Source organism: Micromonospora sp. TSRI0369, assembly GCF_001905625.1.
In the GTDB taxonomy this organism is placed as follows: Bacteria; Actinomycetota; Actinomycetes; order Mycobacteriales; family Micromonosporaceae; genus Micromonospora; species Micromonospora echinospora_A.
On sequence record NZ_LIVU01000001.1, the window covers coordinates 846,899 to 859,781 of the forward strand.

At 72.4% G+C, this 12,883-nt stretch carries 14 protein-coding genes; 5 read left to right on the forward strand and 9 right to left on the reverse strand.

Annotated features, from left to right (window positions below):
* Nucleotides 1–83: 83 nt before the first annotated feature.
* Nucleotides 84–371 (forward strand): hypothetical protein, encoded by a 288-nt coding sequence (locus AMK25_RS04185; protein WP_043327533.1) that lies wholly within the window; start codon nucleotides 84–86, stop codon nucleotides 369–371.
* Between the two features lie 53 nt (nucleotides 372–424).
* On the opposite strand, the gene AMK25_RS04190 is transcribed toward AMK25_RS04185, so the two are convergent.
* On the reverse strand, nucleotides 425–1,204 hold the full coding sequence (locus AMK25_RS04190; protein WP_073826731.1) for a class I SAM-dependent methyltransferase: 780 nt from the start codon (nucleotides 1,202–1,204) through the stop codon (nucleotides 425–427).
* A 53-nt stretch (nucleotides 1,205–1,257) separates the two neighbouring features.
* Between AMK25_RS04190 and AMK25_RS04195 the strand changes: the two genes are divergently transcribed.
* The gene (locus AMK25_RS04195) at nucleotides 1,258–1,656 is read left to right on the forward strand and encodes a PPOX class F420-dependent oxidoreductase (RefSeq protein WP_073826733.1); all 399 of its coding nucleotides are present in this window, start codon (nucleotides 1,258–1,260) and stop codon (nucleotides 1,654–1,656) included.
* Nucleotides 1,657–1,728: 72 nt separating this feature from the next.
* Here the strand turns inward: AMK25_RS04195 and AMK25_RS04200 are convergent, their stop codons facing one another.
* The gene (locus tag AMK25_RS04200) at nucleotides 1,729–1,938 is read right to left on the reverse strand and encodes a BldC family transcriptional regulator (RefSeq protein ID WP_007073996.1); all 210 of its coding nucleotides are present in this window, start codon (nucleotides 1,936–1,938) and stop codon (nucleotides 1,729–1,731) included.
* Between the two features lie 256 nt (nucleotides 1,939–2,194).
* Complete coding sequence (locus tag AMK25_RS04205) at nucleotides 2,195–3,034, reverse strand: hypothetical protein (RefSeq protein WP_030500602.1); 840 nt, start codon at nucleotides 3,032–3,034, stop codon at nucleotides 2,195–2,197.
* 174 nt (nucleotides 3,035–3,208) lie between these two features.
* On the opposite strand from AMK25_RS04205, the gene AMK25_RS04210 reads away from it, so the two are divergent.
* Together AMK25_RS04210 and AMK25_RS04215 are read left to right on the forward strand one after the other, a co-directional pair.
* Nucleotides 3,209–4,291, forward strand: coding sequence for a Glu/Leu/Phe/Val family dehydrogenase (locus tag AMK25_RS04210; RefSeq protein ID WP_073826736.1), 1,083 nt, complete (start codon nucleotides 3,209–3,211; stop codon nucleotides 4,289–4,291).
* A gap of 292 nt (nucleotides 4,292–4,583) precedes the next feature.
* Nucleotides 4,584–4,799, forward strand: a complete 216-nt coding sequence (locus AMK25_RS04215; RefSeq protein ID WP_073826739.1) for a DUF3073 domain-containing protein — start codon at nucleotides 4,584–4,586, stop codon at nucleotides 4,797–4,799.
* A gap of 147 nt (nucleotides 4,800–4,946) precedes the next feature.
* Here AMK25_RS04215 and amcA read toward each other — a convergent pair whose 3' ends face one another.
* The 5 genes from amcA to AMK25_RS04240 all read right to left on the reverse strand — a co-directional run bounded on the left by amcA (nucleotide 4,947) and on the right by AMK25_RS04240 (nucleotide 9,610).
* The gene (amcA, locus tag AMK25_RS04220) at nucleotides 4,947–5,159 is read right to left on the reverse strand and encodes a multiple cyclophane-containing RiPP AmcA (protein ID WP_030500600.1); all 213 of its coding nucleotides are present in this window, start codon (nucleotides 5,157–5,159) and stop codon (nucleotides 4,947–4,949) included.
* Nucleotides 5,140–6,231 (reverse strand): cyclophane-forming radical SAM peptide maturase AmcB, encoded by a 1,092-nt coding sequence (gene amcB, locus AMK25_RS04225; RefSeq protein ID WP_198937444.1) that lies wholly within the window; start codon nucleotides 6,229–6,231, stop codon nucleotides 5,140–5,142. Before amcB ends, amcA begins: the two co-directional genes overlap by 20 nt.
* Before the next feature lie 127 nt (nucleotides 6,232–6,358).
* Nucleotides 6,359–7,513, reverse strand: coding sequence for a phosphoribosylformylglycinamidine cyclo-ligase (gene purM / locus AMK25_RS04230; protein ID WP_073826742.1), 1,155 nt, complete (start codon nucleotides 7,511–7,513; stop codon nucleotides 6,359–6,361).
* A gap of 57 nt (nucleotides 7,514–7,570) precedes the next feature.
* Entirely contained in the window at nucleotides 7,571–9,088 is a 1,518-nt protein-coding gene (purF, locus tag AMK25_RS04235; RefSeq protein ID WP_073826745.1) for an amidophosphoribosyltransferase, read from the reverse strand.
* 168 nt (nucleotides 9,089–9,256) lie between these two features.
* The gene (locus AMK25_RS04240; protein WP_043327538.1) at nucleotides 9,257–9,610 is read right to left on the reverse strand and encodes a sterol carrier family protein; all 354 of its coding nucleotides are present in this window, start codon (nucleotides 9,608–9,610) and stop codon (nucleotides 9,257–9,259) included.
* Between the two features lie 160 nt (nucleotides 9,611–9,770).
* Between AMK25_RS04240 and AMK25_RS04245 the strand changes: the two genes are divergently transcribed.
* Complete coding sequence (locus AMK25_RS04245) at nucleotides 9,771–12,041, forward strand: carboxypeptidase-like regulatory domain-containing protein (protein ID WP_073827077.1); 2,271 nt, start codon at nucleotides 9,771–9,773, stop codon at nucleotides 12,039–12,041.
* Nucleotides 12,042–12,133: 92 nt separating this feature from the next.
* On the opposite strand, the gene AMK25_RS04250 is transcribed toward AMK25_RS04245, so the two are convergent.
* Nucleotides 12,134–12,883, reverse strand: coding sequence for a 2-phosphosulfolactate phosphatase (locus AMK25_RS04250; RefSeq protein WP_073827078.1), 750 nt, complete (start codon nucleotides 12,881–12,883; stop codon nucleotides 12,134–12,136).

Below are 12,883 nucleotides of genomic sequence, written 5' to 3' on the forward strand. Positions count from 1 at the left end.
CTATGCAGGGCCGGGCCGCCGGGATGAGTGGGGGCGGAGCGGACGGGGTAAGGACGGCCGTCAACGCCGAAGGAAGGAACGAGATGAGCCAGGCACCGGAGAGCGCGGAGAACACCGAGACGGTCGAGACCCGCGGCGACGAGCGGGTGGACCTGCTCCGCGCGGACACCAACAACGACGGCAAGACCGACGTGTGGGTGGTGGACACCGACGGCGACGGCAAGGCCGACCTGTTCCAGTTCGACACCGACGGTGACGGCAAGGTGGACATCACCATGGTGGACATCGACGAGGACGGCACGCCGGACGAGGTGGTCGACGGCGACGGCGGCCTGCCCCCGGAGCAGACCACCCCCACCGTCCAGGTCTGAGCATGTAAGGAAGGGCCCCTTCTTAACGCGTAGGCGCTTGAAAGGGGCCCTTCCTAACGCCGCAGCGCCAGGGTGGCGAGGTAGTACGGGTGGTCGGTGTCGTCCACGTCGGCCAGTCGCCACGGTGAGCCGTGGACCAGCTCGGCGAACTCCTCGGGCGAGCAGACCAGGTAGTCGAACCACCCGGTGCCGAGCAGCCGGTAGCGCAGCCGCAGCCGCAGTTGCCCGCCCAGCCGGCCCCGCTGCCGGTTGCGCTCGTGGTAGGCGGTGTGCACCGGGTCGGTGGTGCCGTACGGGTCGGTGCCGTGGGCGATCACCCGGGCGCCAGGGCGCGCCAGGGCGGCGAGCGCGGCCAGCATCGCGGGTGCCCGTTCCCGCCCTTCGAACAGCCCGAGGTTGTTGCCGAGCAGCAGGAACGTGTCGTAGCGCGGTCCGTCGGCGGCGTGCTCGTCGACGGTGCCGTGGACGAGGTCGCGTACGCCCCGGTGCCGGCTGACCCGCAGCGCGCCCAGCGAGGTGTCCAGGCCGGTGACCGGCACGCCACGCTCCTGCAGTTCCAGCGCGATCCGTCCGGCGCCGACGCCGACGTCGAGCACGTGCCCGCGTACCCGGTCCACGGCCCGGTGGTCGTGCGGCTGCCACAGCTGCGGCGGGTCCAGGTAGTGCCCGGCGGGCGCGCCGTTGATCAGCCCGTCGTCCCGTTCGATGATCTCGATGACCGGGCGGGGCAGGCGTCCACCGGCCATCGGCCGGGGTCCGATCCCGGTGGCGACCGCGTACGCGTCGCGGATCATCTCACCGAACACGTCGCCGATCTCGGGTTCCCCGGTCATGTGAGCACGCTATCCGTGCTCGGCCGGGCTGTCGCCGCCGTATCCTGGGCGGCGTGACCGACCTGGACCGCCTGGCGGCGGAGAAGTACGTCCTGCTCACCACGTTCCGCAAGGACGGCCGGGCGGTGGCGACACCGGTGTGGGCGGTGCGCGACGGTGACTCGCTGGCGGTGTGGACGGTGTCCGACTCCGGCAAGGTGAAGCGGATCCGGCGCGACGGCCGGGTCACTGTGGCGCCGTGCGACGTGCGCGGGCGGCCGCACGGCGAGGCCGTGCCGGGACACGCGACGATCGCCGGTCCGGAGAGCACCCGGCGGGTGCGGGGCCTGCTCAAGCAGAAGTACCGGCTGATCGGGCGGCTGAGCCTGCTGGGCAGCCGGCTGCGCCGGGGCGAGGGGGGCACTGTGGGCCTGCGGATCGTGCTGGACGGCGCGGCCCCCGGACACGATTGAGCCCGGACACGATTAAGGGCGGCGCCGCGACGGCACCGCCCTTAATCGGGAACGCCGGAGACTGCCGGTTCGTCAGTCTCCCTGGCGCTGCTGGGGGATCTGCCCCTGCAACAGGGCCCGAACCTCTGACTCACGGTAGCGGCGGTGACCGCCGAGGGTCCGGATGGCGCTGAGCTTGCCAGCCTTGGCCCACCGGGTCACCGTTTTCGGGTCGACACGGAACATCGACGCCACCTCGGCCGGTGTGAGTAGCGGCTCAGGTTCGTGCGTTCGCGATGCCATCGGGGTCACTCCTCCACATGTATAGACATCGGCCGGGGTCCCGCCGGCCGACGCGTCTCCCATGGTCCGGCTAGTCCCCGATGTCCGACATGGGCCGAACGGCTGAAGGTCCCTAGACGGACGGATGAAGCATGCCCGATTTTTACGACTTTTATGCCGCAGAAACTACCTTATTCGGACTCATGATCACGGGTCGTGACGCATCAACTACGAGACACTCTCGTGTCTAAGGCCACTTAGATGGGCAAACCGGGCGTCAGTTGCAGCGCTCCAGCAGCTGCACCGCGCGCCAGCGGGCGACCAGCTTGTCGTACGCGGCGGACGCCTCCTCCGCCTCGCCCCGGCCCAGTCCGGACAGTCCGGTGGCCACCAGATCGGTCGAGTCGTCGGCCTCGAGTGTCTCGTCCGGCAGCAGTTGCACCAGGCCGCCGTAGTCCAGCTCGACCACCGAGCGGGGATGGAACTCCTCCAGCCACCGGGCGGCCTCCTCGACCGCCTCGGTGATCGGCGCCTCGCCGATCGACTTGCGCAGCACCGACAGCGCCCGCGACGCCCGGCGGCGCGCCTTGGAGATCTCGGTGCGGTAGCGCAGCGCGCGCCGCTCCGGCTCGGTGACCAGGTGCCGCTCGCCGGCTTCGAACAGCACGAACCAGCGCAGCGGCACGCCCCAGGTGGCGATCTGCTCGTGCACCCGGGGCACACCGTGCTCCAGCACCCGGGCGCCGCTGCGCCAGTCCTCCACCACGGCCTTGGCCTGCCCGGCGAGCACCGGCGGCACGAACGCGTCGGCCAGCACCGAGGGCACGCCGTCGCGGGCGCTCAGCGCCGCCTCGGCGACCCGGATACGCAGGTTCCAGGGGCAGACCAGCAACGAGTCGTCCGACTCCAGGACGTACGCCTCGTCGGGCAGGTCGGGCAACCGGGTCCAGCCCGCGCCCAGCGCCTCGATCACTGCGGTCCGTTGTCGTACCGGCCCCTCCAGCGGGGCGATCGCCCGGCCTTCGCTGACGTACCGGCGCCAGTACGACTGCCGGTCCCGGTCGAAGGCGGTCAACGGCTCGTACACGCGCAGGTATGAAGCGAAGAGCGACGGCACGGCGCGATCCTCCCACGAGACGGGACCCTCCGTCGCCGCCCGCAAGCCCGTGGCGTGACGTGCGCGACAGTACGGACCCGGCCGATATTAGGCTCAGAGACACCGGCACCATCCCGCCGGCGTGCCACCAGGTTCCGCTCCCCACAAGGGCGCTCACCGACACAGGAGTCAGCCATGGGCGTATTCGCCAGCACCGACGACCCCGTTTCCACGGGGCATGAGCAGGTCGTGTTCTGCCAGGACAAGCAGTCCGGCCTGAAGGCGATCATCGGGATCTACTCCACCGCGCTGGGCCCCGCGCTCGGCGGCACCCGGTTCTACCCGTACGCGACGGAGGAGGACGCCCTCGCCGACGTGCTCGACCTCTCGCGCGGCATGGCGTACAAGAACGCCCTGGCGAACCTCGACCTCGGTGGCGGCAAGGCGGTCATCTGGGGCGACCCCGAGCAGATCAAGAGCGAGGCGCTGCTGCGCGCGTACGGCCGCTTCGTCGAGTCGCTCAACGGCCGCTACTACACCGCCTGCGACGTCGGCACGTACGTCGCGGACATGGACGTGATCGCGCGCGAGACCCGGTACGTCACCGGCCGCAGCGTCGAGCACGGCGGCGCCGGCGACTCCTCGATCCTCACGGCGTGGGGCGTCTTCCAGGGCATGCGGGCCGCCGCCGAGCACGTCTGGGGCAGCCCGACGCTGGCCGGCCGACGGGTCGGCGTGTCCGGGCTGGGCAAGGTCGGCAAGTACCTGACCGCCCACCTGCTCGACGACGGCGCCGAGGTGGTGGCGACCGACGTGAGCCCGCGCGCCCTGGAGTGGGCGCGCACCACCCACCCGCAGGTCACCCTGGTCGACGACACCGCGGCGCTCGTCGCCTCCGACATCGACGTGTACGCCCCGTGCGCGCTCGGCGGCGCGCTGAACGACGAGACCGTGCCGGTGCTGCGGGCGAAGGTGGTCACCGGGGCCGCGAACAACCAGCTCGCCCACTCGGGCATCGAGAAGGTGCTCGCCGACCGGGGCATCCTCTACACCCCGGACTACGTGGTGAACGCGGGCGGCGTGATCCAGGTGGCGGACGAGATCGAGGGCTTCAACTTCGAGCGCGCCAAGCTGCGGGCCACCCGGATCTTCGACACCACCCGGCAGATCCTCCAGCTGGCCGAGGACGAGGGCGTGCCGCCGGCGGTGGCCGCGGACCGGCTCGCCGAGCGGCGGATGGCCGAGGTCGGCCGGCTGCGCGCGATCCATCTGCGGTGAGGCTCACCCCCGAGGGCGAACGACCCCCTCCGCCCTCGGGGGAGCCGCGCGGTACGCTGCCGCTCAGGCTACTTTTTACCGATTTGTCCGCTGTCACGGCCAGCCCCGGACCTTACCCCTTACCGGGTACACTTGGTGACGGCTGGACAACTGCGACGCGCAGGTCCGGTCGACGGTGACCCGAGGTGCCGAACGATGGCATCCCCATGTACCGTAAGAGCCACGAGAGATGCCTGACGTCATCGGGGCCCGCCTTCGGGCTGCCCCGCATTCTGTGCGAGGGGGTCGAGCCATGGGGCGCGGCCGTGCTAAGGCCAAGCAGACGAAGGTGGCCCGGGAGTTGAAGTACCACTCCCCGAACACCGACCTAACCGCCTTGCAGCGCGAACTTGCGGGCAGTGGGAAGTCTGAGCACAACTTCGACGACGACTACAAAGAGTATGTCGACGACGATGACGAGGACCATGCGGACGACGACCCGGACACCTGGGTTCGTCCGACCCGCTGACCTCCGGTCACATCTGAGCACGCGGTAACCCCCCGCGTGCTCACGCATGTGCTCTGTTGAGCCGGCGTACGACCGACGATCAGGGACCTGCCGTGCCGGGGTGCCGCCCCGACTCGCCGACAGGTCCCTGATCGCGGAACCGTCTCCTCAGCGTGGCCGGTTGTTCCAGTTGTAGAACGTCGGGATGTTCTCGAAGTGGTTCCACGCGCAGACCGCGTTGGCACCGTCGCCGCCCGACACCTCCGCCCGCAGCAGCCGGGCCGCCTCCGCCTCACGGAGCAGAGCGGTAAGCCCCGCAGCGGCGTCCCGCACCCGGTCGGCCACGGCCCCCCGGTCGGTGTCACTGATGGTCTCGGGCATGCTCCAACACTCCCTCCAGTAGGCGGATCTTGCTGTTCCGGCAGTGCTCGGTCTCCGTACCGTCGAAACGCCCCAGCTCGAAGTAGCGGTTGGCGGCGTGCCCACCGCCACAGAAGCCGAAGTACGCGCAGGACGTCCGGCACGCCTCCACGCCGGTCAGGAACTCCCCCACCCAGGGCGTGCCGGCCGCGCTGGCGAGGATGTCGCCCAGCGGGGTGGTGAGCACGTTCCCGCTGGCGAAGTCGCCGTAGTGCGGGTCGGTGAAGCCGGCCAGCTCCGGCGAGAGCACCACCACCGAGCCGTCGTGCCCGACCGTCGGGATCGGGTCGAGACGGCGAGGCAGCAGGTCGTCGGCGGTGCCGGCCAGGACCGCGCCCGCGTACCGCAGCGACCACTCCACCTCGCGCAGATGGATCCGGGGATCGCGGCGCCACGCCGCCACCAGCTCCGCCCAGAACCCGGTGACCGCGCCCGCGTCCCGGGCGTTCGTCCGGGTGTTGACGCCCTCGGTCTCCTCGATGTTGACGCCGAGCACGTCGCAGCCCAGGTCGAGGAAGTAGTCGTACAACTCGGTCGCCAGGCCCGGCTCCGGCCGCGACACCACCGCCAGCGCCGAGAACGGCACGCCGTGGCGGCGCAGCGCCGCCACCCCGGCCACGATCCGGTCGTACGCAGGCCGTCCGCCCCGGGTGACCCGCTCGGCGTTGCGGGCCCGTGGCCCGTCCACGCTGACGCTGACCCGCACCCGGTGCTCGGCGAAGAACGCGCACCAGGCGTCGTCGACGAGCGTGGCGTTCGTCTGCACGTGGTGCTCGACGTCCGGCCCGAACGGCGCCAGCAGGGCGGCCAGATGCTCCCGGCCGGCGGCGAGCGGCTCGCCGCCGTGCCAGACGACGGAGAAACGACCGCCCGCCGCCCACGGGTTCACCGACGCCGCCACCGCCTCGGCGACAGCCACCGGCATCCGCCTGTCGGCCGCACGGAAGGGGAGGTAGCAGTAGGCGCAGTCGAGGTTGCACAGCGTCGTCGGCTGCATCACCACATACGACGGGACGGCGGCGATGCCCCGCATCCCTTCGGGCGTGCGCGCAGCCATCAGCACCTCCCCCGCCTGCCTGAAAACCGAACCTCCAGGCTAGGCCGCGGCAACCGCTCGGGTGAACCCCCGATCAGGTGCCCGGCCGATCGGCGCAGGGTGATCAGCCCCGGGTGTGCTGCCCGACCATCTGCACGTTGCCGGACCCCTCGATGATCTCGCCCGCCTGCCAGGCGTCCACGCCCCGGCCGGTCAGGGTGGCCAGCGCGCGGTCGGCGTCCTCGGCGGAGACGATCGCGAACATGCCGACGCCCATGTTGAACGTCGCCTCCATCTCCGGGTCCTCGATCCGGCCCTTGGACTGGATCAGGTCGAAGATCGGCTGCGGCTTCCAGGTGGAGCGGTTGACCACGGCGTCGACGTTCTCGGGCAGCACCCGGACCAGGTTGCCGGGGATGCCGCCGCCGGTGACGTGGGCCAGCGCCCGCACCTCGGCCTCGGCGATCAGCTTGAGGCAGTCCTGCGCGTAGATCTTGGTCGGGGTGAGCAGCTCCTCGCCGAGCGTCCGCTGGCGGCCGAAGTCGTCGATCACCACGTCCAGCCGCATCCGGCCGGCGCCCAGCAGCACGTGCCGCACCAGGGAGTAGCCGTTGGAGTGCAGGCCGGAGGAACGCATGGCGATCACCACGTCGCCCACCTCCACCCGCTCCGGGCGGAGGATGTCGCTCTCCTCCACCACGCCCACGCCGGTGGCGGAGATGTCGTACTCGTCGGGGCGCAGCACGCCCGGGTGCTCGGCGGTCTCGCCACCCAGCAGCGCGCAGCCGGCGTACCGGCAGCCGTCCGCGATGCCGGCGCCGATCTCGGCGACCTTGTCCGGCACGACCTCGCCGGTGGCGATGTAGTCGAGCAGGAACAGCGGCTCGGCGCCGCAGGCGACCAGGTCGTCGACGACCATGGCGACCAGGTCGATGCCGACCGTGTCGTGGATGTCGAGCTGCTGCGCGATCACCAGCTTGGTGCCCACGCCGTCCGTCGAGGAGGCCAGGATCGGGTTCTTGTACTTCTTGGTGTCCAGCCGGAACAGGCCGGCGAAGCCGCCCAGGTCACCCATGACCTCGGGGCGCCGGGTCTGCTTGACCTTGGACTTGAGCAGCTCGACCGCGCGGTCGCCCGCCTCGATCGACACCCCGGCGTCGGCGTACGAGACCGAGCGTTTGCGCTGCGTCCGGCCGGACCCCGCCGACCAGGGCTGGCGGTCGCCGCCGGCGCCCGTCGGGCTGGATCCTGCGCCGCTGCGCTCGGACACGTGCGTCACGGTTCTCCCCTTTGTGGTTCCCGCGAGCCCGGAGCGGCCGGACCCGCGTCGGTGGTGCTACGGGTGGTGGGTCGGTGTGGCGACGAGCGGACCGGTCGGCCCGGCAGCCTCGGCGGCGACCCGGCGTCCCACTCCTTCGAGCACGTGCTTGCCGATCAGGTTCCCGGCCGGCAGTTCGATCGGGTACTCCCCATCGAAGCACGCCCGGCAGAGCCGGCTCTTCGGCTGCTCGGTCGCGGCGATGAGACCGGGCAGCGATACGTACCCGAGCGTGTCGGCGCCGATCGAGCGCCGGATTCCCTCGTTGTCCAGCCCGTTGGCCAGCAGTTCGGCACGGGTGGCGAAGTCGATGCCGTAGAAGCAGGGCCAGCTCACCGGCGGCGAGGAGATCCGGACATGGACCTCCAGAGCGCCCGCCTCGCGCAGCAACCGGACGATCGCCCGCTGGGTGGTGCCCCGCACGATCGAGTCGTCCACCACCACCAGGCGCTTGCCGCGCACGTTCTGCCGCAGCGGGTTCAGCTTCAGCCGGACGCCGAGCGCGCGCAGCGTCTGCGAGGGCTGGATGAAGGTGCGCCCGACGTACGGGTTCTTCATCAGGCCCTGGCCGTAGGTGATGCCGGACTCCTCGGCGTAGCCGATCGCGGCCGGGGTGCCGGACTCCGGCACCGGGATCACCAGGTCGGCCTCGACCGGGTGCTCCTTGGCGAGCTGGCGGCCGATCTGCACCCGTGCGGCGTGCACGTTACGGCCGGCGATGGTGGCGTCCGGCCGGGCGATGTACACGTACTCGAAGAGGCAGCCCTTGGGCTCGGGCGAGGCGAACCGGCTGGAACGCATCCCGTTCTCGTCGATGGCGATCAGCTCGCCCGGTTCCACCTCGCGGACCACGCTGGCGCCGACGATGTCCAGCGCGGCGGTCTCGCTCGCCACCACCCAGCCGCGCTCCAGCCGGCCGAGCACCAGCGGGCGTACGCCGTGCGCGTCCCGCGCCGCGTAGAGCGTCGACTCGTCCATGAAGACGAAGCTGAACGCGCCGCGCAGTTGCGGCAGCACCTCCAGCGCGGCCGCCTCGACGGACAGGTCGGGCCGGCTGGCCAGCAGCATGGTGACCAGCGAGGTGTCGTTCGTCGAGCCGTCGGAGTCCAGCCCGCGCACCGCCGCCTCGCGCTGCAGCTCGGCGGTGTTCACCAGGTTGCCGTTGTGCGCCAGCGCGATCGTGGTGCCGGCGCTGGTCGCCCGGATCGTCGGCTGGGCGTTCTCCCAGGTCGAGCCACCGGTGGTGGAGTAGCGCGCGTGCCCGATCGCGACGTGCCCGCGCAGGCTGGCCAGTGTCGGCTCGTCGAACACCTGGGCGACCAGGCCGAGATCCTTGTAGACCACGACGCCGGAACCGTCGCTGACCGCGATGCCCGCGGCCTCCTGGCCGCGGTGCTGGAGGGCGTACAGCCCGAAGTAGGTGAGGTTCGCGACCTCTTCCCCGGGCGCCCAGACGCCGAAGACGCCGCACGCGTCCTGTGGGCCGGGTCGCTGGGGGTCAAGGTCGTGGCTCAGCCGGCCATCGCCTCGGGGCACCTGCCGCTCCCTCGCAGTGGGGTCTGGACTGGCCTGGCGGAGCCGGGGGTCAGCTCCGCACGCATGGGCCGGGACCGTCGTCGGCACTCAGTGTACGCGAACAGCAGTCGATACCGACAGTCACGGAGTCCCCGCTCAGGGTGAGGGGGTGTCGCCGTCGCCCGCCAACTAAATCGGGAGGTACGCGGAGAGGTCGGCCCGGTTCCCCGACACCCGCACGCGACCGTCGGTGACCGCCCGCGCCCAGTCGAGGCGTCCGGTGGCGAGCGCCAGCCACGTCGGCGGGTCCATCTCCACCACATTCGGGGGCGTGCCCCGGGTGTGTCGTGGGCCACTCACGCACTGCACCGCACCGTAGGGTGGGACGCGCACCTCCACCGATCGGCCGGGGGCGCGATCCGTGAGGGCAGCCAAGAGGGTCCGGACCGCCTCCCGGAGGACCGGCCGTTCGGGCGTACGCCCCTCGTCCAGCGCCGCCAGCGCGGCGAGTACCGCTTCGGAATAAGCGTGCGGAGAGGACACGACGGGACGATACGACCCGGCAGAAGGCCGCCCTCCGGCGGCCCTGGGTAGAGATGATCCGGTCAGACAAGGCATAGTTGCCGACGGCGTTGTTCGTACCGTGAGTGATCAACCTCGGCCGAGCGGCCGGCGGAGAGATCAGACCCGGAAGGCGGTGGACGTGTCAACACACCGACGTGCCTGGAAGCAGCGGGCCGGTGTGGTCGTAGCGCTGGTCTTCGGCGCCCTGCTCACCGTCCCCGCCACCCCCGCCCTCGCCGCCGACGTCAGCGTCTCGCCGGGATCGGCCACGGTCAACGCCGGCAGCGACACCACGATCACCGTCCGGGTCACTCCGCAGGACGGCGACCAGAACGCTGAGATCGGCCTGACCGGCCTGCCGTCCGGCGTCAGCTGCGCATCGGGCTGCGGCCAGGTCAACTTCTCGCCCGGCAACCCGCTGCCCAAGACCCAGCTGCTCACCATCCGCGCGAGCGACAACGCGCAGGACGCCAATGCCTCCGTCACTGTGCAGGTGCGGCCGGACAAGTCGGACCCGGCCACCGGCAACTTCCAGCTGACGGTCAGGGGCAAGGCGCAGGAGCCGCAGCAGCCGCAGACCGTCAAGACGGTGTCCGGCAAGGTGGTCAACGCCGACGGCGAGCCGATCGAAGGCGCCCTCGTCATGCTGCGCGACAGCGCGGGCAAGGAGCGCCGTACCAACACCAGCGGCAACGGCAACTTCAGCTTCAGCGGCTCCGAGTCCGCCCCGATCGCGCCCGGCCGGATCGAGGTGGGCGCCTCGACCGACGGCGCCACGCCGGTCGCCAGGTCGATCAACGCGAGCGCCGGTCAGTCCGTGACCGGCGTCCGGCTCAGCATTCAGTTGCGGACGTCGGCGAGCCCGAGCGCCACCCCGTCGGCGAGCGAGTCCGCCCCGCCGTCGGAAGAACCGCTCGACGAGGAGGCGACCGACACCCCGGCCACCGACGCGCCGGCCGCCCAGCAGCCGACCGCGAACGAGGACTCCGGCGGCTTCGGCTCCTGGCTGCTGATCCTGCTCGGCGGCCTGTTCGTCGCCGTCGGTGTGGGCACCATCGTGCTGCTCTACATGCGGCGCAAGAACGAGGGCGACGACGGTGACGGCGACGGCCCGGGCGGGCCGGTCGGTCCGGGTGGCCCCGGCGGCGCAGCGGCGGCCGGTGCGATCCCCGCGGCCCGCGGCGCATACCACGGCACCGACGACCAGACCCGGGTGGTGAACGGCATGGGCGCCGGGCCGTCCGCGACGATGGTCGGCGGCCCGTCGATCAGCGAGGCCCCCACCATGCTCCAGCGGCCGGTCGTGGACGACGTCCCGCCGGACCCGTACGGCGCGCCGCCCGGACCGGCGTACGGCGTCGGCGCGGGACAGGCCGGGTACGGCTACGGCGACGACGCGCCCGGTCAGGGCGGCTACGGCGCCGGCAACGGCTACGGCGACGCGCCTGCCTCCGGCGGCGGATACGGCACCGCGCCCTCCTCGGGCAGCGGTTACGGCAACGGTCCGTCCTCCGGCGCCGGCTACGGCAGCCCGGACTACGCCGCCGGCGCTGCGGCCGGGGCGGCCGGATACGCGGCCCAGGGCGGCGGGTACGGCAACGAGCGGTTCGACGAGCCGACCGGCCGTTACACCGGCGACAGCACCCAGTACGCGCCGGCGGCCGACCCGTACCCGACCAGCACCTACCAGCCGGAGCAGGATCGCGGCTACGACCAGTCCGGCCCGGCCGCGTACGGCCGCGGCGCGGAGCAGGGCGACGGCTACCGCGCCGGCGGCGGGTACGGCGCCGCCTCGGGTGGCTACGACAACGCGCCCACCGGCGGCTACGACAGCGGCCGCCAGCAGGGTGGCTACGGCGACGCCCCGGCGGGCGGATACGGCAGCGCCGGTGGCTACGGCGACGCCCCGGCCGGCGGGTACGGCGACGCGGGCTACGGCGGTGGCCGGGCCACCGGTGGATACGGCGACGCCCCGGCCGGTGGCTACGACAGCGCGCCCGCAGGCGGGTACGACGCCCCGGCCGGTGGCTACGACAGCGCGCCCGCAGGCGGGTACGACGCCCCGGCCGGTGGCTACGACGCCGGCCGCCAGCAGGGCGGATACGGCGACGCTCCGGCCGGTGGCTACGACAGTCCGGCCGGTGGCGGCTACGGCAACACCGGCGGCGGGTACGACGGCGGACACCAGGCGGGCGGATACGGCCAGCAGGGCGCCGGATACGGCGACGGTTACGGCCAGTCCCCGCAGGGCGGCTACGGCCAGCAGGGTGGTTACGGCCAGGAGCCGCCGCAGCAGCGCGGTGCCGGCTACGACAACGCCTACCCCAACGACCCGGCGCAGGCCGGTCGCGCTCGCCCGGACGCGCAGGGGGACCGCGGCGGGCGGCGACTCGACTGGCTCGACGACTGACCCGAATCAGCACGCACGACTGTGGCCGCCCGCGCTCGCGGGCGGCCACAGTTGTCGATACGGCCCGTCGAGCGGGCAGTGGGAGCGGAGGCTCAGGCGGCGGCGAAGTAGTCCTGGCGGAGCACCGGCACCACGTCGGAGACGCCGACCTCGGTCGCGACGTCGACGTCCTCGGCGAAGCCACCCTCGGCGAGTTCCCGGCCGGACACGCACCCCCGCACCGCCGCCGGCACGTCAGGGGTGCTGGCGAGCGCGGCCAGCGCCATCGCGGCCTCCACCGAGAGCCCACCGGGCACCCCGGCGAGCGCGTCGAGCACGCAGGCCGCGCCGAGCTGGTCCTCCACGCACGGCCGCAGTGACCCGTCGGGCCAGCGTTCCCCGGCCGCCACGACACCCACGGGAGCGTCGGTCGAGCCGTACCCCTGGGTGCGGAGCCAGTGCCCGACGGCGCGCGCGTTGCGCAGGCAGGCCGCGACCACCGGCACGCCGGTGGCGCTCGCGGCGGCGCTGATCGCCGAGCCGTTCGGCGACGGCAGCACCAGGTCGGCGACGGCAGGCGCGGCCCGCAGCGCCGCCGGGGAGAGCGACCACGGGTGCTCCGCTGTCGTCCTCCGGCGGCCCACCGCGGCGACGGCGCCGACCCGGCGGGCGTAGTCGGCGGCCTGCTCGCCCCACGGGAACGGGTGCACCCGCATGCCGCGGCTCACCGCGACCTCCACGGCGGTGGTGAACGACAGCACGTCCACCACCACCAGGGCGGCGCAGACCCGGCCGAGTTCCGCCGCCCCGGTCAGGCCCCAGTCGAACCGGGCACCGGCGCCGGGCTGGGCGAAAACGGCCAA

Excerpts from the sequence above, each read along its gene's own strand:
- AMK25_RS04185 (WP_043327533.1), top strand. The coding sequence starts at position 84 with ATGAGCCAGGCACCGGAGAGCGCGGAGAACACCGAGACGGTCGAGACC.
- AMK25_RS04190 (WP_073826731.1), bottom strand. The coding sequence starts at position 1,204 with ATGACCGGGGAACCCGAGATCGGCGACGTGTTCGGTGAGATGATCCGC.
- AMK25_RS04200 (WP_007073996.1), bottom strand. The coding sequence starts at position 1,938 with ATGGCATCGCGAACGCACGAACCTGAGCCGCTACTCACACCGGCCGAG.
- AMK25_RS04210 (WP_073826736.1), top strand. The coding sequence starts at position 3,209 with ATGGGCGTATTCGCCAGCACCGACGACCCCGTTTCCACGGGGCATGAG.
- AMK25_RS04215 (WP_073826739.1), top strand. The coding sequence starts at position 4,584 with ATGGGGCGCGGCCGTGCTAAGGCCAAGCAGACGAAGGTGGCCCGGGAG.
- amcA (WP_030500600.1), bottom strand. The coding sequence starts at position 5,159 with ATGCCCGAGACCATCAGTGACACCGACCGGGGGGCCGTGGCCGACCGG.
- amcB (WP_198937444.1), bottom strand. The coding sequence starts at position 6,231 with ATGCGGGGCATCGCCGCCGTCCCGTCGTATGTGGTGATGCAGCCGACG.